The sequence below is a fragment of the Janthinobacterium sp. NKUCC08_JDC genome (assembly GCF_019345575.1).
In the GTDB taxonomy this organism is placed as follows: domain Bacteria; phylum Pseudomonadota; class Gammaproteobacteria; order Burkholderiales; family Burkholderiaceae_D; genus Janthinobacterium; species Janthinobacterium aestuarii.
Genome location: NZ_JAHKQW010000004.1, coordinates 1 through 20,193, shown reverse-complemented (window position 1 = coordinate 20,193; position 20,193 = coordinate 1). Strand labels below are relative to the sequence as shown.

17 protein-coding genes and 3 tRNA genes are annotated in these 20,193 nt (G+C 63.9%); 15 read left to right on the top strand and 5 right to left on the bottom strand.

Annotated elements, in window-relative coordinates:
• The first annotated feature begins 34 nt into the window (after nucleotides 1-34).
• From KO538_RS12380 to kefC, 6 genes are all read left to right on the top strand, one after another.
• Nucleotides 35-1,180 carry an ankyrin repeat domain-containing protein gene (locus KO538_RS12380; protein ID WP_219328479.1) on the top strand — a complete coding sequence of 382 codons (1,146 nt, stop codon included), beginning with the start codon at nucleotides 35-37 and terminating at the stop codon, nucleotides 1,178-1,180.
• A 111-nt stretch (nucleotides 1,181-1,291) separates the two neighbouring features.
• On the top strand, nucleotides 1,292-2,419 hold the full coding sequence (locus KO538_RS12375; RefSeq protein ID WP_257620326.1) for a glycosyltransferase: 1,128 nt from the start codon (nucleotides 1,292-1,294) through the stop codon (nucleotides 2,417-2,419).
• Nucleotides 2,420-2,427: 8 nt separating this feature from the next.
• Complete coding sequence (locus KO538_RS12370; protein ID WP_139248446.1) at nucleotides 2,428-2,898, top strand: hypothetical protein; 471 nt, start codon at nucleotides 2,428-2,430, stop codon at nucleotides 2,896-2,898.
• Nucleotides 2,895-3,470 (top strand): dual specificity protein phosphatase family protein, encoded by a 576-nt coding sequence (locus tag KO538_RS12365; protein WP_072455775.1) that lies wholly within the window; start codon nucleotides 2,895-2,897, stop codon nucleotides 3,468-3,470. The genes KO538_RS12370 and KO538_RS12365 overlap by 4 nt, the downstream gene beginning before the upstream one ends.
• Nucleotides 3,467-4,051, top strand: coding sequence for an SRPBCC family protein (locus KO538_RS12360; RefSeq protein ID WP_219328478.1), 585 nt, complete (start codon nucleotides 3,467-3,469; stop codon nucleotides 4,049-4,051). Before KO538_RS12365 ends, KO538_RS12360 begins: the two co-directional genes overlap by 4 nt.
• Nucleotides 4,052-4,135: 84 nt before the next feature.
• Nucleotides 4,136-5,962 (top strand): glutathione-regulated potassium-efflux system protein KefC, encoded by a 1,827-nt coding sequence (gene kefC, locus KO538_RS12355; RefSeq protein ID WP_219328477.1) that lies wholly within the window; start codon nucleotides 4,136-4,138, stop codon nucleotides 5,960-5,962.
• A gap of 56 nt (nucleotides 5,963-6,018) precedes the next feature.
• On the opposite strand, the gene pepF is transcribed toward kefC, so the two are convergent.
• Complete coding sequence (gene pepF / locus KO538_RS12350) at nucleotides 6,019-7,899, bottom strand: oligoendopeptidase F (protein WP_219328476.1); 1,881 nt, start codon at nucleotides 7,897-7,899, stop codon at nucleotides 6,019-6,021.
• A 145-nt stretch (nucleotides 7,900-8,044) separates the two neighbouring features.
• On the bottom strand, nucleotides 8,045-9,373 hold the full coding sequence (locus KO538_RS12345) for an amidohydrolase (protein ID WP_219328475.1): 1,329 nt from the start codon (nucleotides 9,371-9,373) through the stop codon (nucleotides 8,045-8,047).
• Nucleotides 9,374-9,569: 196 nt separating this feature from the next.
• Here KO538_RS12345 and KO538_RS12340 point away from each other — a divergent pair, with 196 nt between their 5' ends.
• Nucleotides 9,570-11,267: a methyl-accepting chemotaxis protein gene (locus tag KO538_RS12340; protein WP_034753109.1), complete on the top strand. Its 1,698-nt coding sequence runs from the start codon at nucleotides 9,570-9,572 to the stop codon at nucleotides 11,265-11,267.
• Nucleotides 11,268-11,320: 53 nt separating this feature from the next.
• Here the strand turns inward: KO538_RS12340 and ttcA are convergent, their stop codons facing one another.
• From ttcA to KO538_RS12325, 3 genes are read right to left on the bottom strand one after another with little or no spacing between them, the layout of a single operon-like run.
• Complete coding sequence (gene ttcA / locus KO538_RS12335; protein WP_034753620.1) at nucleotides 11,321-12,274, bottom strand: tRNA 2-thiocytidine(32) synthetase TtcA; 954 nt, start codon at nucleotides 12,272-12,274, stop codon at nucleotides 11,321-11,323.
• A gap of 5 nt (nucleotides 12,275-12,279) precedes the next feature.
• The gene (locus KO538_RS12330; protein WP_070304550.1) at nucleotides 12,280-12,678 is read right to left on the bottom strand and encodes a dihydroneopterin aldolase; all 399 of its coding nucleotides are present in this window, start codon (nucleotides 12,676-12,678) and stop codon (nucleotides 12,280-12,282) included.
• 53 nt (nucleotides 12,679-12,731) lie between these two features.
• Nucleotides 12,732-13,520 (bottom strand): SDR family oxidoreductase, encoded by a 789-nt coding sequence (locus tag KO538_RS12325; RefSeq protein WP_219328474.1) that lies wholly within the window; start codon nucleotides 13,518-13,520, stop codon nucleotides 12,732-12,734.
• Nucleotides 13,521-13,594: 74 nt separating this feature from the next.
• Between KO538_RS12325 and KO538_RS12320 the strand changes: the two genes are divergently transcribed.
• The 8 genes from KO538_RS12320 to KO538_RS12285 form a co-directional block, all read left to right on the top strand.
• Nucleotides 13,595-14,746 (top strand): class I SAM-dependent methyltransferase, encoded by a 1,152-nt coding sequence (locus KO538_RS12320; protein WP_070304553.1) that lies wholly within the window; start codon nucleotides 13,595-13,597, stop codon nucleotides 14,744-14,746.
• A gap of 149 nt (nucleotides 14,747-14,895) precedes the next feature.
• The gene (locus tag KO538_RS12315) at nucleotides 14,896-15,987 is read left to right on the top strand and encodes a J domain-containing protein (RefSeq protein WP_219328473.1); all 1,092 of its coding nucleotides are present in this window, start codon (nucleotides 14,896-14,898) and stop codon (nucleotides 15,985-15,987) included.
• 63 nt (nucleotides 15,988-16,050) lie between these two features.
• Complete coding sequence (locus KO538_RS12310; RefSeq protein ID WP_219328472.1) at nucleotides 16,051-17,646, top strand: DUF3369 domain-containing protein; 1,596 nt, start codon at nucleotides 16,051-16,053, stop codon at nucleotides 17,644-17,646.
• Between the two features lie 133 nt (nucleotides 17,647-17,779).
• A complete protein-coding gene (locus KO538_RS12305; protein WP_034753121.1) occupies nucleotides 17,780-19,426 on the top strand; it encodes a tetratricopeptide repeat-containing response regulator in 1,647 nt (548 codons plus the stop codon).
• 232 nt (nucleotides 19,427-19,658) lie between these two features.
• Nucleotides 19,659-19,743 (top strand) — tRNA-Tyr (locus tag KO538_RS12300).
• Nucleotides 19,744-19,805: 62 nt separating this feature from the next.
• Nucleotides 19,806-19,879, top strand: a tRNA-Gly gene (locus KO538_RS12295).
• 43 nt (nucleotides 19,880-19,922) lie between these two features.
• Nucleotides 19,923-19,997, top strand: a tRNA-Thr gene (locus tag KO538_RS12290).
• A gap of 88 nt (nucleotides 19,998-20,085) precedes the next feature.
• Nucleotides 20,086-20,193 (top strand): GTP-binding protein (locus KO538_RS12285; protein WP_038204084.1); only part of this gene is annotated, 108 nt, incomplete at its 3' end.

The window sequence follows — 20,193 nt, the reverse complement described above, 5'->3', positions numbered from 1 at the left end:
ATGATGGCGCCGCCACCACGAGCAGAGAACATGCATGGTCAACAAGACACTCTTTAACCAGCACCGCGAGGCGTTTTTTCGCCTCTGTGACGCCGTCGGCGAGAATCAGCTGGAACAGGTGCGCAGCCTGCTCGAGGCCACGCCGCTGCTGTTGACCTTGCGCCGCTACAACATGGAAGACGGCGAATCGCTGCTGCACCTGGCCGCGGCCGGCGGCAGCCGCGAGGTCTGCGCGCTGCTCGTGTCGCTGGGCATGGACGTCGATCTGCCCTTGCCCGGTTACCGCAACCTGACGCCGCTGGACGCGGCGGCAAGCCATGGCCACCTCGATACCTGCCGCTGGCTGCTCGAGCAGGGCGCTGCCGTCGATGGCTTGCCGGACAATATACTGTCGCCGCTGGACAGCGCCTGCGTTGGCGGCCACGAGGACGTGGCCGCATTGCTGCTGCAGCGGGGCGCCAATCCGAACCGTTTGCATACACGCTGGAACCAGGCGCCGGTCGATATCGCCACCGGCTGGGGCTTTCCCGCGATCGCCCAATTGCTGGCCGCTGCCGGCGGCGTCAGCATACTCGACGTGCCGCAGCAGGCGGCCGCGTCGCCGCAGGACGCTATCCGCACCTTCATGCACAACAGCGCCGGCTGGGTGCTGCCGGCCGTGTTCAGCCCGGACAGCGGCGACGCGCGCTTTTCGCTGGGCATCAGCTGCATTGGCGGCAAGCGTGATTTCAAGCTGTTGTTTACGGTTGGCCTGTTCCAGCAATCGCCGATGACCGAACTGGCCATCTGCCTGCCGGCCCGCTGGCCGCTGACCGTCAACGGCTTCGCCGAGCACAGCCCGTGGCGCTTTCCCGTGGCGCTGCTGGCACGCCTGGGACGGCGCACGCTCGACCAGGCCAGCCTGGCGGCGGGCGAGCTGCTGCGGCGCGACGATCCGTACCTGGCGGACCTGGCGTGGCCGGACGGCGTCGATGCGCTGCTGGCCATCGACAAGCGCTGGAATCCCGAGCCGGAGGAAGACGACATTGCCGACGATGACAAGGTCACCATTTATCTGCTGGTGCCGGTGGTGTACACGAAGAAAGGCGCGCCCGGCGCCAGCGCCTTGCCGGCCTTGATCGAGCGCAAGCTCAAAGGCAGCTGGAAAGTGTCGGCCTTGCCCATCCCCGTGATTGGCTAGCGCCGGCCTGCACGCGCGCATGGCCAGATCAAGCCGCACCGCTTGCAGCAATGTTATCCTGCCAATAAATTTTCCGCGTCCGCGCCAACCCGTTTCACGCATCGGTTTTCCATGACAAAAAAAATTCTTCTCCTGAGCGTCTCGGCCGGCGCCGGCCACATGCGCGCGGCGCAAGCCATCGAGGCGTATGCGGCGCGCGATGGCGGTGGCGGCCCCGCGGCGCTGGCCCTGCATCTGGACGTGATGGATTTCGTCACGCTCGCCTTCCGCAAGCTGTACACGGATTTCTATATCAAGCTGGTCAACAAGGCGCCCGCACTGTGGGGCTATCTGTATCACGCCACCCACGACGCGCCGCGCGACAGCTCGATGCAGCGCTTGCGCCGCGCCGTCGAGCGCCTCAACACGCGCGCGCTGATGACGCAGATCGCCGCCTTCCAGCCCGACGCCATCATCTGCACGCATTTCCTGCCGGCCGAACTGCTGTCGCGCGCCCTGCGCCAGCACCAGCTGGCTTGCCCCGTGTGGGTGCAGGTCACGGATTTCGACTTGCACCGCATGTGGGTGCACGAGCAGATGGAAGGTTATTTCGCCGCCACCGACGAAGTGGCGTTCCGCATGTGCCACGAAGGCATTCCCGCCGAGCGCATCCACGTGACGGGCATTCCCATCATGCCCGCGTTCGCGCAGCTGCCCGAGCGCGTGCAGTGCGCGCAGGCGTTTGGCCTCGACCCGCGGCGCACGACGATCTTGCTGATGGGCGGCGGGGCGGGGCTGGGCAGCCTGGAAACGGTTGCCGCGCGCCTGCTGGCCTTGCCAGGCGACTTCCAGCTGATCGTGCTGGCAGGGAAAAACGCCGCCGCGCTGGCGGCGCTGCAGGCGCTGGCCGGCCAGTATCCGGGCCGTCTGCTGGCGCAAGGCTTTACCAGTGAAGTCGAGCGCCTGATGGCGTGCGCCGACCTGGTGATCACCAAGCCGGGCGGCCTGACCACGTCCGAATGCCTGGCGCTGGGCTTGCCCATGATCGTCAACTCGCCGATTCCCGGCCAGGAAGAGCGCAATGCCGACTATCTGCTGGAGCAGGGCGTGGCCCTGAAGGCATTCGACGCCGTCACCCTGGAATACCGCGTGCGCCTGTTGCTCGACCATCCCGAGCAGCTGCAAGCCATGCGCGCGAAAGCGCTGGCCCTGGGCCGTCCGCGCGCCGCCCTGGAGGTACTGGCGCAGGTGCTGGCTTGACGGGCGCCGTGGCAAAACCCTGGCAGATCGGCCTGACCCTGGCCTGGGTGGCCTTGCTGGGATTATTTTTCGCGCAGGTGGAAATCCAGATCGAAGGGGCGGCCGGCTGGGCCGCGAACTTGCCCACCTGGCGTATCGAAAGCCATTGGCTGCTCGATATCTTCTGGGGCGGGCGGCCGATGACCGGCTACCATGCCTGGGTCTTTCCCTTCATCGCCTTGTTCTTCCATTTCCCCATGATCTTCCTGGCGCAATGGTCGCTGCGGCTCGAATGCCGCGCCATCGGCTGCATCATGCTGTTCTGGATCATCGAGGATTATCTGTGGTTCGTGCTCAATCCCGCCTATGGCGTGGCGCACTTCAATCCGGCCCACATCGCCTGGCACAAGCACTGGCTGTGGTGGGCACCGACCGACTACTGGGTATCGCTGCTGCTGGCCAGCGTACTGCTGTGGTTTTCATACAAGAGGAAGTCATGACCTTGCCGTATCTCCTGCTGTTGTCCCTGGCCCTGGCGGCCGGTTCCGCCGGCGCGCAGGCGCCCCTGCCGCCCGAGCGCAATGCCGAGTGGGCCACGCCGCTGCCGCAGGTGTCGAACCTGCACCAGGTCACGCCCGTCCTGTACCGCAGCGCCAAGCTCGATAGCAGCGACGTGGCCCAGCTGCAGGCGCTGGGCGTGAAGACGGTGATCAGCCTGCGCTCCTTCCACTCCGATACGCAGGTGCTCGAAGGCAGCGGCATCCGCGCCGTGCGCATTCCCATCAATACCTGGGCCATCCGCGACAAGCACGTGGTCGAGACCATGCGCAGTATCCGTGCCGCAGAGCAGCAGGGACCCGTGCTGCTGCATTGCCTGCACGGCGCCGACCGCACGGGCATGATGGCCGCCATGTACCGCATGCTGTACCAGGGCTGGCCGCGCGAGAAGGCGATCGACGAGCTGAAAAACGGCGGTTACGGCTACCACGCCGTGTGGAAAAATATCGAAAGCTACCTCAAACGCGTCGACGTGGCGGCACTGCGCGCGCAGATCGAGCAGGAAAAACCATGAAGACCTTGCTGTTCGCCCTGGCCGCCTGCTACGCCTGTTATCCGCTGGCCACCGTGGCGGCCGCGCCGGCGCTCGAGGTGCGCGACGTCAGCAAGGCTGGCATGCCCGGCAAGACTTTTGCCGCCGCGACCAGCATGCCGGCCAGCGTGGCCACCGTCTGCGCGGCCATCCAGGATTTCGCCGCCTATCCGCAGTTCATGCCCAACGTGGACAAGATCAAGGTGTCGGCCGCCGGCGGCGGCGCTTCGCTGGTCGACGCCACGCTCAAGCTGCCGATGGGGAAAATCAAGCAGTACCGCCTGAAAATGACGCCCAATGTGCTCGACGCCAGCTGCAGCCTGGCCTGGAAGCTGGTACCGATGGAGGGCCTGAAGGTGGAAGACACCATCGCCGACACCAGCGGCTACTGGCAGTTGTCGCCTGATCCGTTTGACGCGGGTGGCGCCGCCGTCAAGTACCAGGTGTACACGGACCCGGGCCCGGTACCGATGGGCCTGGGCTGGATCGTCGACAGCATGAGCCGTGACAGCATCCCGAAAATGTTCGACGCCCTGCGGGCACGGGTGGCTGCGCGCAAATAGCCGGCGTGGCGCGGCAGCCACTTCACGCTGGCGCGCCACTTCAGGCATGATGTTGTCTCATCCACACATCTGCCCGGAATCCGCATGGAACACCACAGCTTTCTCATCAACATACTGTTTTACCTGGTCGCGGCCATCATCATGGTGCCGCTGGCCAAGCGCCTGGGCATGGGCGCCGTGCTGGGTTACCTGGTGGCCGGCGTCGTCATCGGACCGTGGGGCCTGGGCCTGATCAAGAATGTCGAGGTGATCCTCAGCTTTTCCGAATTCGGCGTGGTGCTGCTGCTGTTCCTGATCGGCCTGGAGCTCGAGCCGAGGCGATTGTGGCTGCTGCGCCGGCCGATTTTCGGCTGGGGCGGGGCGCAGGTGGGCGTCGTCAGCGCGGGGCTGTGCGCCGTGGCCATGGCGTTTGGCGTGGACTGGCGCACGGCGCTGGTCGGCGCGCTGGGGCTATCGCTGTCATCGACGGCCATCGTGCTGGCCACCCTGGGTGAACGAAAATTGATGAGCACGCCGGCCGGTTCCGCCGGCTTTTCGATTCTACTGTTCCAGGATATCGCCGCCATTCCCATGATCGCGCTGGTGCCGCTGTTGGGCGGCCTCGTCACGCATAGCGGCGAACCGGGCTGGCTGCGCGTGGCCAAGCTGGCCGCCGTGCTGGCGGCGCTGGTGATCGGCGGACGCTTCCTCGTGAACCCCATCCTGCGTTTCATCGCCCGGACGGACTTGCGTGAAATCTTCACGGCCTTCGCCCTGCTGCTGGTGATCGCCATCTGCGTGCTGATGGAATCGGTGGGCCTGTCGATGGCACTGGGCACCTTCATGGCGGGCGTGCTGCTGGCCGATTCCGAATACCGGCATGAGCTGATCAGCGACCTGGAACCGTTCAAGGGACTGCTGCTGGGCCTGTTCTTCATCGCCGTGGGCATGTCCGTCGATTTCGGCGTGCTGCGCGCCCAGCCCTTGCTGATCCTGGCCCTGGTGGCGGGGCTGCTGGTGGTGAAGATCGCCTTGCTGTACCTGCTGTCGAAGTTTGTCGATATTCCCCGCGGCCAGCAGCTGTTCTTTGCGCTGCTGCTGTCGCAGGGCGGCGAATTCGCCTTCGTCGTGTTTGCCGCCGCCGAGGCCGCGCACGTGTTTGCGCCGGAGACGGCCGCGCTGCTGGTCGTGGTGGTGACCCTGTCGATGGTGGCCACGCCCTTGCTGCTGCTGGCGCACGACAAATTCGTCGCGCCGCGCCTGCAGGGCGACAAGAAGCGCCGTCCCGACGACCATATCGAGGCGCAGGACAACCCCATCGTCATCGCCGGCTTCGGCCGCTTCGGCCAGATCATCGGCCGTCTGCTGGCGGCGAACAAGATCGGCGTGACGGTGCTCGATCACGACCCGGACCAGATCGAGCTGCTGCGCAAATTCGGCTTCAAGGTGTTTTATGGCGACGCAACGCGTGTGGATTTATTGGTGGCGGCCGGCATCGAGAAGGCCAGGGCGCTGGTGATCGCCATCGACAATGTGGACGACAGTCTGGCCCTGGTCGACGCCGTGCGCCTGCGCCTGCCCGAACTGACGATACTGGCGCGTGCGCGCAACGTCACGCATTACTATGAATTGATGAAGCGGGGCGTGACCCTGATCGAGCGGGAGACGTTTGCCGCGGCCCTGCTGCTGGGCGAGCAGACCTTGCGCCAGGTGGGCTTCAGCGAGGAGCGGGCGCAGCGCGCGGCCGGCATCTTTGGCCGGCATAACCTGAAGACCTTGCTGGAAGTGGCGCCGCACTTCCAAGACCAGCAAAAAGTCATGTCCCTCACGCGCCAGGCGCGCGAGGAGCTGGAAGACATGTTCGAGAGCGATGCGGCGGCGTTTGCGGCGGCGGAAGCTGAAATTCCGGGGTCAGACCCTCAACACCGCTAACGCAGAGGCTTGCGCCAACGCGCGTGGGGGTCTGACCCCAGCCTTTGCTTTTCGGGTTACTTCCCCCGCTTCGCTTCAATCGCCTCGATCTGATCCATGATGCCGTTCATGCGCGCCACCAGCGCCTGGTACGGTTTCGGCGAGGCCAGGTCGACGCCGGCCGCCTTCACCAGCTCATACGGGTAGGCCGAGCCGCCCGCACTGAGCATCTTCAGGTAGGCGGCCAGTGCGCCCGGTTCCTTGTCGAGGATGCGCTGCGCGAAATCCTGCGCCGCCGCGATCGAGGTGGCGTACTGGAACACATAGTAGCCGTGATAGAAATGCGGCACGTAGGCCCATTCCAGCGCGTAGGCGGGATCGATGGTCATGACGCCCTGCGCTTCGCCGTGGTAGCGCTTGAGGATGCCGGCGTAGATGGCCGTGATCTCTTCGCCCGTCAGCGACACTCCCTGGTCCACCTTGCCGTGGATGGCCGCCTCGAATTCGGCGAACATGGCCTGGCGGAAGAAGGTGCCGCGCAGGTTTTCCAGCGCCGCGCCCAGGTACAGCAGGCGCTCGTCGTCATCCTTGGCCTGCTTCAGGCGTGCGTCGAGCAGCAGTGCCTCGTTCGTCGTCGAGGCGATTTCCGCGACAAAGATGCTGTACGGCGCATAGATCGATGGCTGCGCCTTGTTGGCCAGCACCGAGTGCATGGCGTGGCCCCATTCGTGCGTCAGGGTGCTGACGGCTTCGTAGTTGTCCGTGTAGTTGAGCAGCACGAACGGATGCACGTCGTACGCGTCGCCATTCATGTAGGCGCCCGCCACCTTGCGCGGGCGCGGATATACATCCATCCAGCGCGCCTCCACCGCGGCGCTCAATGCCTTGACGTAGTCGGGGCCCAGCGGCGCGGCCGAGTCGAGCATCATCTGCTTGCCTTCGGTCAGCGGGAACGTGCGGTCGCTTTTCAGCAGCGGTGCATAGATGTCGTAGTAGGCCAGGTCCTTGACACCCAGCATGCGCGCGCGCAGCTTGAAGTAGCGGTGCAAGGTGGGCAGGTTGGCGTTGGTTTGCGCGATCAGGGTCTGGTAGACGGCCGGCGGCAAATTGTCGGCGTCGAGCGCGGCGCTTTGCGAATCGGGATAGCGGCGCACTTTCGCATATGCGGCGTCCGTCTTCAGCTGGCCATACAGGGTCTCGCCGAACGTGCGTTCATATTCCTTCCACTTGCCGAAGAAGGCGTCGAATACCAGCTTGCGGTCGGCGCGCTGGTCGTCGCCCCGGTATTTCGTGTAGGCCGCCTGGTCGAGGCGCACTTCCTTGCCGTCCGACAGTTTCACGGTGGGCCACGGGATTTCAGCATTGGCCAAGGTGCGGTAGACGCTGGCGGCCGAGCCAGTTGCCAGGCCGAACTGCGCCACCAGCTGTTCGCCGGCCGCGTCCAGCGTATGCGGCGCGCTGCGCAGCATGTTACTCAATTGGAAACGATATAGTTGCAAGCCCTTGTCCTTCGCCAGCATGGCATCGATGCGTTTGGCGCCCAGGGCGAGGATTTCCGGCTGCAGAAAGGTCGTCGCCTGGCTGAAATCGTTACCCAGCAGGGCAGCGCGCTGATTCAGCTGGTTGCCCTTGCTGTCGCCCGTATCCTGGTCGTAATACTGCGCCGCATAGGTGGTGAGCGTGTTGACGCGCTTGCGCGCCTCGGCGTACAAGTCCAGGCAGCTTTTCAGGCGGGCCGGCGAGGTGCTCAACTGCCCCTTGCAGGCGCCCAGCTGCTGCAGCTGGGCCGACAGTTTTTTCGCGTCGGCGTCGAACGCGGCATCGTTTTGATACAGCGCCGTCAAATCCCAGCGGTCGGCCTGGCGGTCGGTGGGGGCAGGAGCGGCAAAGGCGGCGGAGAGGGCAAAGCCGAGGGCCAGCAGGGTCAGTACGGGGCGTTTGAGCGCGGGTGTCGGCATACAGTATCCGTTCATGGTCTGGTTGCAAAGGATGCCGGCACGGGCGTGGCGGCAGACACCGAGCTTACTGCAGCAGGGGGATGAAGGAAAGCATTTCGGACGTTGGGGGCAGCGGGGAAGGCTGGCTTCCCCGCGTACGCCATGCTTACTGCTTCTTGCCCAGCAAATCGAGCAGGATCGACGTTTCCGCCGTGATCGCCGCCTTGATGGTCGGCTGGTACTCGGGCGCCCATTGCGGCGAGTGCGGGCCGGCCAGCGGTTTGCCGCTGGCCTTGGCCGCCGCCAGCTTGGCTGGCTCCACGGCGCCGATATGCAGCAGCACGGCTTTCACGCCGGCCTGGCCGTAGTTGGCGAAGTCTTCCGACGTCATCTTGGCCGGCATTTCCGTCACGTTGGCCGCGCCGAGCGATTTTTGCAGGGTAGACACCATGCGCAGGGTCAGGTCCGGATCGTTGTAGACGGCGTCCGTGCCGGGACGAACTTCCACCAGCGGCTCTTTCGGCGCGCCGGCGGCAAACGCTTCACCCTTGACTTCACGCGCGATGCTGGCCAGCACGCGCTTGCGCACGGCGTCCTTGAAGGTGCGCACCGTCAGCTGCATGGTGACCTGGTCGGGCACGATGTTGGCCTGCGTGCCGCCATGGATGCTGCCCACCGTGATGACGACGGGGTCCATCGGATTGTTTTCGCGCGAGACCAGGGTTTGCAATGCCAGCACGATGCGCGCGGCCATGACGACGGGGTCGCGCGTGTCGTGCGGCGCGGCGCCGTGGCCGCCCTGGCCGTACACGGTAATGCCGATGGTGTCGGCGGCGGCGCGGAAGTAGCCGGCGTGGTAGCCCACCGTGCCCGATGGCAGCGTCGCTTCATCGTGGAAGGACAGCGCGTAGTCCGGTTTCGGGAAGCGCGTAAACAAGCCGTCCTTGAGCATGGCGGCCGCGCCCAGCAGCGGCTCTTCGGCCGGCTGGCCCACCAGCATTAGGGTGCCGCTCCAGTGCTGACGGTTGTCCGCCATCAGCTTGGCGCTGCCATACCAGGCCGACATGTGCACGTCGTGGCCGCAGGCATGCATCACCGGCACGGTTTCGCCGGCCGCGTTCTTGGCCACTGCGCTGCTGGCAAACGGCAGGCCGGTTTTTTCCAGCACGGGCAGGGCGTCGATCTCCGTGCGCAGCATGACGACGGGACCGGGACCGTTGCGCAGGATGGCGACGACACCCGTGCCGCCGACGCCTGTGGTCACGTCAAAACCGAGCGCCTTGACCTTCTCGGCCAGCTTCTTTGCCGTCTCGACTTCCTGGAACGCCAGTTCCGGATGGCGGTGCAAGTCCAGGTACAGGCTTTCGACGGCCGGGTAATTGGCCGCGAGCTGGGCCGCGATGGCGGGTGGCAAGGCCGCGCTGTGGACGCTGCCGGCGCAGGTGAGGGCGGCGGCGAAAGTGATTTGTTTCAGGGGGAATGCGGAAAATTTCATAGGTTTCTTTGAGAGACAGACGGGCGGACACGCACTGCGCGCCTGTGATTGCTGAGGAGACTTTTAACTTAACAGAAACATTTCTCAAAATCAATAAATCAGCTACATATATTTCAACAATGTATAATCTGCAATATAAAAAATTCCATATGGAATTAAATATATCTTCGATGCACTTATTGAGAGAAAAGACACCATGGGCTTTATCGCAAATATCAAGATCGGCAAGCGCCTGAGCATCGGCTTTGTCCTGATCCTGGCAATGACCGTTCTGATTGCTACCGTAGGCGTGTGGCGCCTCAATGAAGTGGCGACGTCCACGCGCGCCATGATGGCCGAACCGCTGACCAAGGAACGCCTGATTACCGACTGGTATGGTTTGAACTTTGCCTCGATCCGCCGCACGGCCGCCATCGTCAAGAGCAGCGACCCGGCGCTGGGACCGTATTTCAAGGAAGACTCGGCCGCGTCCGTGAAGAAGGCGGCCGAATTGCTCAAGCAGATCGAGCCGCTGGTCGCGGGCGACAAGGAAAAAGCCCTGTTCGCCAAGATCCTCGAGCAGCGCAAGGTGTACAGCGCCTCGCGCGATGGCGCCGTCAAGGCCAAGGCCGATGGCGACGTGGAAGGCGCGGCGCACATTCTCGACACCGCGTTCACCCCGGCCGCCAAGGTCTACCAGGATTTGCTGCAGGAACTGGTGACCATGCAGCGCGAAAGCATCGATGCGACGGCCAAGCAGATCGACGCTTCCGCCGTGCATGACACCACCGTCATCAGCCTGCTGACCCTGTTTGCCGTGGCGTTCGGCGTGTTGTGCTCGTGGCTGCTGACGACGGGCATCACACGTCCGCTGCGCCAGGCGCTGGCGCTGGCCGAAACGGTGGCCGCCGGTGACCTGACGCAGACCGTCGCCACGACGGCGAAGGATGAAACGGGGGCGCTGCTGACGGCCCTGGGCAATATGAACAACAACCTGGTCGGCATCGTCAGCCAGGTGCGCAGCGGCACGGACAGCATCGCCACGGCCTCGTCGGAAATCGCCGCCGGCAACCTGGACCTGTCGTCGCGCACGGAACAGCAGGCCGGTTCGCTGGAAGAAACCGCCTCCTCGATGGAAGAACTGACCAGCACCGTCAGGCAGAACGCGGACAATGCGCGCCAGGCCAACCAGCTGGCCATCGCGGCGGCCGGTATCGCCAGCCGCGGCGGCGCGGTGGTGGCCGAAGTGGTGGAGACCATGGGTTCGATCAACGAATCGTCGCGCAAGATCGTCGACATTATCAGCGTGATCGACGGCATCGCCTTCCAGACGAATATCCTGGCGCTCAACGCGGCCGTGGAAGCGGCGCGGGCCGGCGAGCAGGGCCGCGGTTTCGCCGTCGTGGCCGGCGAGGTACGCAACCTGGCGCAGCGTTCGGCAGCGGCGGCCAAGGAAATCAAGGGATTGATCGACGATTCCGTCAGCAAGGTGGGCGTAGGCGCCAAACTGGTCGACCAGGCCGGCGCGACGATGGATGAAGTGGTGTCCAGCGTCAAGCGCGTGACCGACATCATCGGCGAGATTTCCAGCGCGAGCCAGGAGCAGACGCACGGCATCGGGCAAGTCAACCAGGCGATTACCCAGATGGACCAGGTGACGCAGCAAAATGCGGCGCTGGTGGAAGAGGCGGCGGCAGCGGCCGGTTCGCTGCAGGAGCAGGCGCATGGCCTGGCGCAAGTGGTCAGCGTATTCAAGCTGCGCGAGCAGCCAGGCTTGCTGCGCCGCCCGGCGCCACAACCGGCAGCCGCGCGTCCTGCGCCGGCGCCGCGTGTTGCCGCGCGCAGCATTGCCGTCAAGGCGAAGCCGCCGGCTCCCGCGAAAGCGCTGGCCGGCGACGACTGGGAAGAGTTTTAAGGCAGGTTAATACAGAAACGGCGCCATCGTCATGATGGCGCCGTGCGTCAGGGTCAGCCTTGCTGCAGCGGGATCGTGCCGAACGTCGTCGGCGTCGAGCATGGCTCCTCGTCAAACGCGATGTCGCCCATCGGGTTGGCCACGCCGTCCGCCTTCAAGTCCTTGAAGCCGAACAGTTTCGGGTCCATCAGATGCGATGGCGCCACGTTCGACAGGGCCGAGAAGATGCTTTCCACGCGGCCGGGGAACTTCTTGTCCCAGTCGCGCATCAAGCCCTTGATCTGCTTGCGCTGCAGGTTTTCCTGCGAACCGCACAGGTCGCACGGGATGATGGGGAAGCCCTTGACTTCCGCATAGCGCTGCGTGTCTTCTTCCTTCACATACGCCATCGGGCGGATGACGATGTGCTTGCCGTCGTCCGATTGCAGCTTGGCCGGCATGCCTTTCAGTTTGCCGCCGAAGAACATATTCAGGAAGAACGTTTCCAGGATGTCGTCGCGGTGGTGGCCCAGGGCGATCTTGTTGGCGCCCAGCTCGTCGGCCACACGGTACAGGATGCCGCGGCGCAGGCGCGAGCACAGCGAACACGTCGTCTTGCCTTCCGGGATCAAACGCTTGACGATGCTGTAGGTATCCTGGTTTTCGATATGGAAAGCCACGCCCAGTTCCGTCAGGTAGGCGGGCAGGATTTCCGGCGGGAAGTTCGGCTGCTTTTGATCCAGGTTGACGGCGACGATATCGAAGTGGATCGGCGCGCGTTCGCGCAAGGTCATCAAAATGTCCAGCAGCGCATAGCTATCCTTGCCGCCCGACAGGCAGACCATCACCTTGTCGCCGTCTTCGATCATGTTGAAGTCGCCGATGGCTTGCCCCACCAGGCGGCACAGGCGCTTGTGCAGCTTGTTGTTTTCCAGGGCGATCTTTTCCGCCTTCTTGCGCGCCAGTTTCTGCGCTTCCACGTTGGCCGGAATTTCCACGGCGGTTTCCATGACTGCGGTGTCGTTCATGTTGCTCATACTTCATCCTTGATTTTGAATACTTCCACGCCCACGCCTTCGCAGTCGGGATACACGTCCGGTTTCATGCTCGACACGCGCGCGGCGCGCACGCGCGGGTGCGCCAGCATGGCGGCGAGCACGTCGTCGACGAGGCTTTCCTGCAGCTGCACGTGGCCTTGCGCCATGCGCTTGGCGATGGTTTCGCGCATGAAGTCGTAATCGACCACCTCTTCCAGTTGGTCATCCTTGGGCGTCGACAGGGCCAGGGGAATGTACAGGTCGACGTTGATGAGGACGCGCTGCTCGCCCTTTTTCTCGAAGTCGTAGACGCCGATGTTGATGAGGACTTCGTAATTGCGCAGGAACAGCCGGCGGCAATCGGCCAGGCGAGGGTGGTACAGGGCGGACGACATAGTTTTACCTTTTCGGGGATGCTGGAATGCTGGTTGTTTGGCAGGGCTGCTGATTATTTGGTCAAAAACATGACGTCGCGCGGCAAACCGATCAGATGCTGGCCGCCATCGACCAGCAGGGTCGTGCCCGTCAGCGCGCGCGCGCCGGCCACGTAACAGACGCAGTCGGCCACATCCTCGGGCGTGCTGGAGCGGCCCAGCGGCGTGTTTTCATGCGCCTTGGCAAAGTTCGCTTCCGTCTGCTCGCCGGAGACCATGGTGATGCCGGGGGCGATGCCCACCACGCGCACTTTCGGCGCCAGCGCCTGGGCCAGCATGGTGGTCGCCGACAGCAGCGCCGCCTTGGACAGGGTGTACGACAAAAAATCAGGATTGAGATTGTACAGTTTTTGATCCAGCAAGTTGATGACCACGGCTTGCCCGCCTGCCGGGGTGGCCTGGTACAGCGCTTGCGCCAGCAGGATGGGAGCGGCCAGGTTGGCGTGCATGTGGGCGTCGAGCGCGGTGAAGGAAAAATCGCCCGCATTGTCGTATTCAAACAACGATGCGTTGTTGACCACGCAAGTCACTGGCCCCAGCGCCGCCTGTGCCTGCGGCAACAGCTGGCGCACGGCCTCTTCCTGCGCCAGGTCGCAGGGGAACGCTTGCGCGCGGCGGCCCAGCGCCGTGATTTCCGCCACCAGGCTCTGCGCTTCCTCGCGCGAGTCGCGGTAATGGACGGCGATATCCCAGCCGTCGCGCGCCAGGCCCAGCGCGATGGCGCGGCCGATGCGGCGCGCCGCGCCCGTGACGAGGGCGACGCGGGGAGTGCTGTCGAAGGGCGTTGTCGTTGCTTCTGTCATGTCTTTGCTATGGTTGAGATATTCGGTGGACGCCACACTGGCGGCATGCGCCGCCGATTCGCTACAATGCGGGAATGTCTCTTCCCGCACCCGATAGCGACGCGCTGGCCGCGTCCCATGCCTTGCAGCACCAGATTGCCGCCGAAATCGCGCGCAATGACGGCGCCATTCCCTTTGTCCGCTTCATGGAGCTGGCGCTGTATGCGCCTGACCTCGGCTATTACAGCGGCGGCGCCGCCAAGCTGGGTAAAGATGGCGATTTTACAACTGCGCCGGAGATTTCGCCCCTGTTCGGCGCCACCCTGGCCCATGTGGCAGCCGCTATTATGGCGCAAACGGCCCCGCGCATCCTCGAATTCGGCGCCGGCACGGGCAAGCTGGCCTTCGATATCCTGACGGAAGCGGCGCAGGCCGGCATCGCGATCGAACAGTATGCGATCGTCGAATTGTCCGGCGAATTGCGCGCGCGCCAGGAGTTGGCGCTGGCCGCCTTCCCGCAAGTGGTGTGGCTCGACGGCTTTCCCGAAAGTTTCGACGGCGCCGTGTTCGGCAATGAAGTGCTCGACGCCATGCCCGTCAACCTGATCAGCAAGACACCGGCCGGCTGGTGCGAACTCGACGTCAGCATTGCCGATGGCCAGTTCGTGTTTGTCGAGCGCCCGGCCGGCGCCGACGTGGCCGCGCAGATCGCCGCCCAGGTGCCCGGCGCCGATGACTTGCCGGTCGGCTATGTCAGCGAGATTCATGGCGTCGCCTGCGGTTTCATGCGCTCGCTGGCGCAGATGCTGACGAATGGCCAGGGCGGCGCGGCCGTGCTGTTCGATTACGGTTTTCCTGCACACGAGTATTACCTGGACTTGCGCGCCACGGGCACCCTGATGTGCCATTACCGCCATCACGCCCATGCGGAACCGTTTTATCTGCCCGGCTTGCAGGACATCACGGCCCACGTGGATTTTACGGCCATGGCGGTGGCGGCGCAGGATGCGGGCCTTGACGTGCTCGCCTACATGAACCAGGCATCCTTCCTGCTGGGCTCCGGTATCGGCGACTTGCTGCTGCGCACCGACCCCGAGCAGGTCAAGACGTACTTGCCGCAGGCCAGCGCCGTGCAAAAGCTGGTGTCGCCGGCCGAGATGGGGGAATTGTTCAAGGTGCTGGTGGTGGGGCATCGCGTGGAGTTGCCGGAAGCGCTGTTGTCCAGTGACCGCAGTCACCGCCTGTAAGCGCCGGCAATATCAAGGCAGGGCCGTACCGCCCTGCAATTTCCTGTCCGCCGGTGGTTATTATCTTGTCATATCGTATATGATGACCGACACAGCACGGTTCCATCCTGCAAGAACCCGTCGCCGCGCACCGATTTCAAGATAGAACGATGGGAAAGATACATACACACTATGACAACCTGAAAGTGGCGCGCCTGGCGCCGCAGGAAGTCATACGTGCCGCGTACAAAGCCCTCAGCCAGAAATACCATCCAGACAAGAATCCCGGCGACGAGAAGGCCGCCCGCATCATGGCGATCCTCAACAGCGCCTATGGAACCTTGTCCGATCCACAACGCCGCAAGGAACACGACGAGTGGATCGCCGCCGAGGAGTGGGAAATCGAATGGCTGGAAAGCACCCACCAGGAAGAAGGCAAGACCCGCGATGGCCGCGCGAAAGGCCATGCGCAATCGCATGAGCACGCCTGGGCGCAGGATGTGCCGCCGCCAAAGGGCAAGGCGCAGCGCGGCCTGCAGCCCATCTGGCGCAACTGGCGCTGGTGGCTGAGTTTACTTGTCTGCCTGCTGCTGGGCTGGCTGGGCGCCTTGCTGATGCTCGATACCTCGCAACCCGTGCCTGCCGCGCTGGCCTCGGCCTGGAGCGGCCTGGCCCGCGATGGCGCCAAGGCGCACCCGGACACGGCAACGGCGGATAGCGTTGCCACGCCGCCGGCAAAAAACGAAGCCGTGGCCATCGATAGCTGGGCGGTAGGCAAGCCGTATGCGGCCGAGCCCGCGCAAGCGAAGGCGCCCGAGATCCGCGTGCTGGCCGTGGCGCAGCTGAGCCTGAAAGCCAGCCGGCCCGTCTGCGATGGTGCCAGCCAGGCCGAGTCGGCAACGCTGGTGGCGCCGAATGGCGAGCCTTGGCCGGTGCGGTCCGGCTATGTCGATGGCTTCCCGATCGGCAACAAAGGCGACGAACTGAGTTTGACCATCGATAACAGCAGCAACACGGCGCCCGTCTTCGTCAAGCTGTATGACCAGGAGCGGCGCTCGAATGTGCGCTACCTGTACATCCTGGGCAATGACAAGCTGACGGTGGAGCAGCTCAGCGCGGGCAAGTACGAAGTGCGCTACCAGGCCGTCGGGCCAGGCCAGGACAACTGCGGCGGCGCCCCGCGCAGCGGCGCGTCGATACCGGCGCCAGCGCCTGCCGCGGGAGAGGGCGGTACGCAGAATCCTGTTGTAAGCAGCATCTAATCTGATTATGCTTGATATGCGTCAACGCAGCGTCCACATCGAACTTATCCCTTAGGAGTATTCATGACCGACCTCAAAGCCGATGCAGATGATAACTGGCTGCTCGACGAAGATGAGCCGGTGGCCAGTCCCTCCGGGCTGGCCGCGCCCGACCAGCGCCTGTGGCGTGTGCTGATCGTCGATGACGACGTCGATGTGCATGCGGTCACGCGGCTGGCGCTGCGCAATGTCAGTTTCAAGGGCCGCGAACTGGAACTGTTTTCCGCCTACAGCGGCCGCGAAGGATACGAGATCCTGCGCGACACGCCCGATATCGCGCTGGTGCTGCTCGACGTGGTGATGGAAACGGATGACGCAGGCCTGATCCTCGCCAAGCGCATCCGCGCCGACCTGAACAACTCCATCGTGCGCGTCGTGCTGCGCACGGGCCAGCCGGGCCAGGCGCCCGAGCAGCGCGTCATCATCGAATACGACATCAACGATTACAAGGCGAAGACGGAACTGACGACACAGAAGCTGTTTACCACCGTCATTTCGGCCCTGCGCGCCTACGAGAGCCTGATGATGCTCGAGCGCAGCCGCATCGGCCTGGGCAAGATCCTCGCCGGCGCCACCAATCTGTACCAGATCCATTCGCTGCGCGAATTCGCGTCCGGCGTGCTCAACCAGGTCAGCGCCATCCTCGACGTGGGCGCCGATGGCGTGCTGTGCCTGATGCAGGGCGGCGCCGGACGGCCCGAGGTGGTGGCCGCCACGGGCACATATGCCGTGCTGGCCGAATCCGAAGCGATGCCGGCGGATCACGCGCTCACGTCCACCATCGACAAGGCGTTCGCGGAAAAGCGCAGCCAGTTCGAGCATCCCGCCAATGTGCTGTTCATTCACACGGAAGGCAACCGCGAACTGGCCATCTCCGTCACACCGCCGTGGCCGCTGGCGCAGATCCAGCGCGATCTGCTGGAAGTGTTTTGCCAGCGCATCGCCGCCGCCTTCGACAACCTGTACATGTTCGGCCAGTTGCGCAAGGCGCAGGAAGCGACCGTCGTGGCGCTGGCCGACCTGGCCGAATTTCGCGACAGCGACACGGGCGGCCACGTGCGGCGCGTGCAGCTCTTGTCCGACGCCATCGCCCAGCGCATGCAGCAGCGCGGCGCGTATGCCGACGAGCTCAGCCCGCAACTGCTCGACATGATTGGCCTGGCCAGCATCCTGCACGACGTGGGCAAGGTGGCCACGCCGGACGCCGTGCTATTGAAACCAGGCAAGCATACGGACGAGGAGCGCACGCAGATGCAGCTGCATGCCAGCGTCGGGCGCACCATCCTCGAGCGGGCCGCCAACATGGTCGACGGCGTCAGCTACCTGACCTATGGCGCGCAGATCGCCGGCGGCCACCACGAACACTTCGATGGCGCCGGCTACCCGAATGGCCTGAAAGGGCGCGACATCCCCGTGGCCGCGCGCATCGTTGCCGTGGTCGACGTCTTCGATGCCTTGCTGCATGAGCGGCCCTACAAGGAGCCGTGGCCGTATCCGCAGGTGCGCGAATACATCGAACAGCGCAGCGGCAGCCAGTTCGATCCGGAAGTAGTGGCGGCACTGCTGGACCTGATCGACAACGAGCCGCAACTGTGGCATCCGGAGCACGCCACGGCTTGAGCAGCAACTTCGTTGGCGCTTTTCGGCCCGCCGCCATTCCCTTGCGCGCAACGCCGTCATATACTCGGCAGCCTCATGCTGGCCGGCGCCACGCACCAGTGTGGCGCGCCGCGGAGTTTTCGGACATCACGACATGAAAGAACTCAAGGGCCTCAGCGCACTGATCATCGAACCGCATCCGGGCATGCGCGCCAGCCTGCACAATATGCTCAACCTGTGCGGCCTGGCGAAGATCGACGACGCGGCCAGCTCGGGTCAGGCGATCCGCATGCTGGGCAGCAAATCGTATGATCTGATCCTGTGCGAATACGACCTCGACGGCGGGCAGGATGGCCAGCAGATGCTGGAAGACTTGCGCCACCACAAGTTGATGCACGCATCGACCATGTTCTTCATGGTCACGGGCGAAGGCAGCTTCGCCAAGGTGGTCAGCGCCGTCGAGCTGTTGCCCACCGATTACATCCTCAAGCCATTCACCGCTGACAACATGCTCGAGCGCATCGGCCGCGCGCTGGACAAACGCAATGCCTTCGTGCCCGTGTATGAACTGATCGACGTGGGCAACGAGCGCGCGGCGATCGCCGCCTGCGCCGAGGGCGCCAGCCTGTATCCGCGCTACGCCACGGATTTCCTGCGCCTGCGCGCGGAATTGCATTTGCTGCTGGGCGAGGCGGCCGACGCCGAACCGATCTACGCAGCCTTGTACGAGAGCAAGTCCATCGGCTGGGCGCGCCTGGGGCAGGCCAAGACGCAGTTCCTGCTGGGCGAATACGAAGCGGCGCAGGGCACCCTGGAAGGGCTGCTGGAAAACAACAAGCGTTTTCTCGACGCCTATGACTGGCTGGCGCGCACGCACCTGGCGCAAGGCAAGCCGGAACTGGCGCAGGCAGCCCTGAGCGAAGCGGTGGCCCTGTCGCCGCACGCCGTGCGCCGCTTGCGCCGCCTGGGCGAGGCGGCCCTGGCGGCCGACGATATCGAGATGGCGGAAAAATCCCTCAAGTTGGTGGTCAGCAAGGCCAAGTATTCGGAATTCCGCGATCCGGAAGACCATGTGCGCCTGGTGCAGACCCTGGTGCGCAAGGGCGACCCGCTGCAGGCGGGCGCCGTGATCCGCGACCTCGACAAGTCGATGGGCGGGCAAAAGAATGCGGAACTGTGCAGCGCCCTGTGCAGCGCCATGCTGCATGCGCATACGGGCAACGAAGAGCGCCTGCAGCAATCGCTGGACGCGGCGCTGGCCGCCAACCGCCACAGCGTGGGCGGCTCGAACATGCTGAAAACCGAACTGGCGCGCCACTGCCTGGCGCATGGGCGCGAGGATGGCGCGGCCGAGGTGATGCGCGAAGTCATGCGCAACGCGCCCGACAGCGCCGCCATGACGCGCGCCATGGCCGTGTTCGAACAGGCGGGACGCGAAGAGCTGGCCAAGGCGCTGGCGCGGCAAAGCCGCCAGGAAGTGGCCGACATGGTGGCGGCCGGCGCCGCCCGCGCGGGAGAGGGCGATTTCCGCGGCGCCGTCGACCTGATGGGCGAGGCCGTCACGCGCCTGCCCGATAATCCGCAAGTAGTCTTCAATGCGGCCGTGGCTGTGCTGAAATGCCTGGAGCACGAGGGCTGGGATGAGCGCATGGGCCAGCAGGCGCTGACATTTATCGCCGGCGTGCGCCGTTTGGACCCGCGCAACCCCAAATTGCCCGTGCTGTCGGGCCTGCATCAGCAGTTGTTGCGTAAATATAAGCCCCTGGGCAACTCCTGGATGCATCCGCCTGACGCCAGATAAACAGGAAAATGCGGGGCGAATGACGGGAAAATGCGGCTTACAGGTAGGATGGATAAAAAAAATGCGAAAAAAGTCGACTTTTTCGCGCCAACCCTTGCACATTCTCAAATCGGGAGCTTATAATCACGCCCCGAAGCAGCCAACTTCTTCTTTATACGCAAATGCAGCAGTCAGGCATCAGTAAATAAGGTTGACAGTTGTGAGTAGATGCTTCATACTCTGCGGTTCCCGCGGAGGGGTGGCCGAGTGGTTAAAGGCGACAGACTGTAAATCTGTTCTCTATGAGTACGCTGGTTCGAATCCAGCCCCCTCCACCAAGTTTTTGCAAGGAAAACTGGGTAGTAGCAAAAAGCAAGTGAAGAAAAGTGAACGATACCTCGCGGGTGTAGCTCAATGGTAGAGCAGAAGCCTTCCAAGCTTACGACGAGGGTTCGATTCCCTTCACCCGCTCCAGTTTCCGTTCAGATGCTTGATGCATCGCATGCAACAAATTACAGCCCTTGTAGCTCAGTGGTAGAGCACTCCCTTGGTAAGGGAGAGGCCACGTGTTCGATCCACGTCAAGGGCACCAGAATTCGCAGCAGGCAGCACAGAAGCAATTCAAACCAGACCGTCGGGCGTGTGCCTGAGCAATCTAATCAAATCATTAGGAGTTCAAAATGGCAAAAGGTAAATTCGAACGGACCAAGCCGCACGTCAACGTCGGCACCATCGGCCACGTCGACCACGGTAAAACCACGCTGACCGCTGCAATCGCAACGGTTCTG

Excerpts from the sequence above, each read along its gene's own strand:
- KO538_RS12380 (WP_219328479.1), top strand. The coding sequence starts at position 35 with ATGGTCAACAAGACACTCTTTAACCAGCACCGCGAGGCGTTTTTTCGC.
- KO538_RS12375 (WP_257620326.1), top strand. The coding sequence starts at position 1,292 with ATGACAAAAAAAATTCTTCTCCTGAGCGTCTCGGCCGGCGCCGGCCAC.
- KO538_RS12365 (WP_072455775.1), top strand. The coding sequence starts at position 2,895 with ATGACCTTGCCGTATCTCCTGCTGTTGTCCCTGGCCCTGGCGGCCGGT.
- KO538_RS12360 (WP_219328478.1), top strand. The coding sequence starts at position 3,467 with ATGAAGACCTTGCTGTTCGCCCTGGCCGCCTGCTACGCCTGTTATCCG.
- kefC (WP_219328477.1), top strand. The coding sequence starts at position 4,136 with ATGGAACACCACAGCTTTCTCATCAACATACTGTTTTACCTGGTCGCG.
- pepF (WP_219328476.1), bottom strand. The coding sequence starts at position 7,899 with ATGCCGACACCCGCGCTCAAACGCCCCGTACTGACCCTGCTGGCCCTC.
- KO538_RS12345 (WP_219328475.1), bottom strand. The coding sequence starts at position 9,373 with ATGAAATTTTCCGCATTCCCCCTGAAACAAATCACTTTCGCCGCCGCC.
- KO538_RS12340 (WP_034753109.1), top strand. The coding sequence starts at position 9,570 with ATGGGCTTTATCGCAAATATCAAGATCGGCAAGCGCCTGAGCATCGGC.
- ttcA (WP_034753620.1), bottom strand. The coding sequence starts at position 12,274 with ATGAACGACACCGCAGTCATGGAAACCGCCGTGGAAATTCCGGCCAAC.
- KO538_RS12330 (WP_070304550.1), bottom strand. The coding sequence starts at position 12,678 with ATGTCGTCCGCCCTGTACCACCCTCGCCTGGCCGATTGCCGCCGGCTG.
- KO538_RS12325 (WP_219328474.1), bottom strand. The coding sequence starts at position 13,520 with ATGACAGAAGCAACGACAACGCCCTTCGACAGCACTCCCCGCGTCGCC.
- KO538_RS12320 (WP_070304553.1), top strand. The coding sequence starts at position 13,595 with ATGTCTCTTCCCGCACCCGATAGCGACGCGCTGGCCGCGTCCCATGCC.
- KO538_RS12315 (WP_219328473.1), top strand. The coding sequence starts at position 14,896 with ATGGGAAAGATACATACACACTATGACAACCTGAAAGTGGCGCGCCTG.
- KO538_RS12310 (WP_219328472.1), top strand. The coding sequence starts at position 16,051 with ATGACCGACCTCAAAGCCGATGCAGATGATAACTGGCTGCTCGACGAA.
- KO538_RS12305 (WP_034753121.1), top strand. The coding sequence starts at position 17,780 with ATGAAAGAACTCAAGGGCCTCAGCGCACTGATCATCGAACCGCATCCG.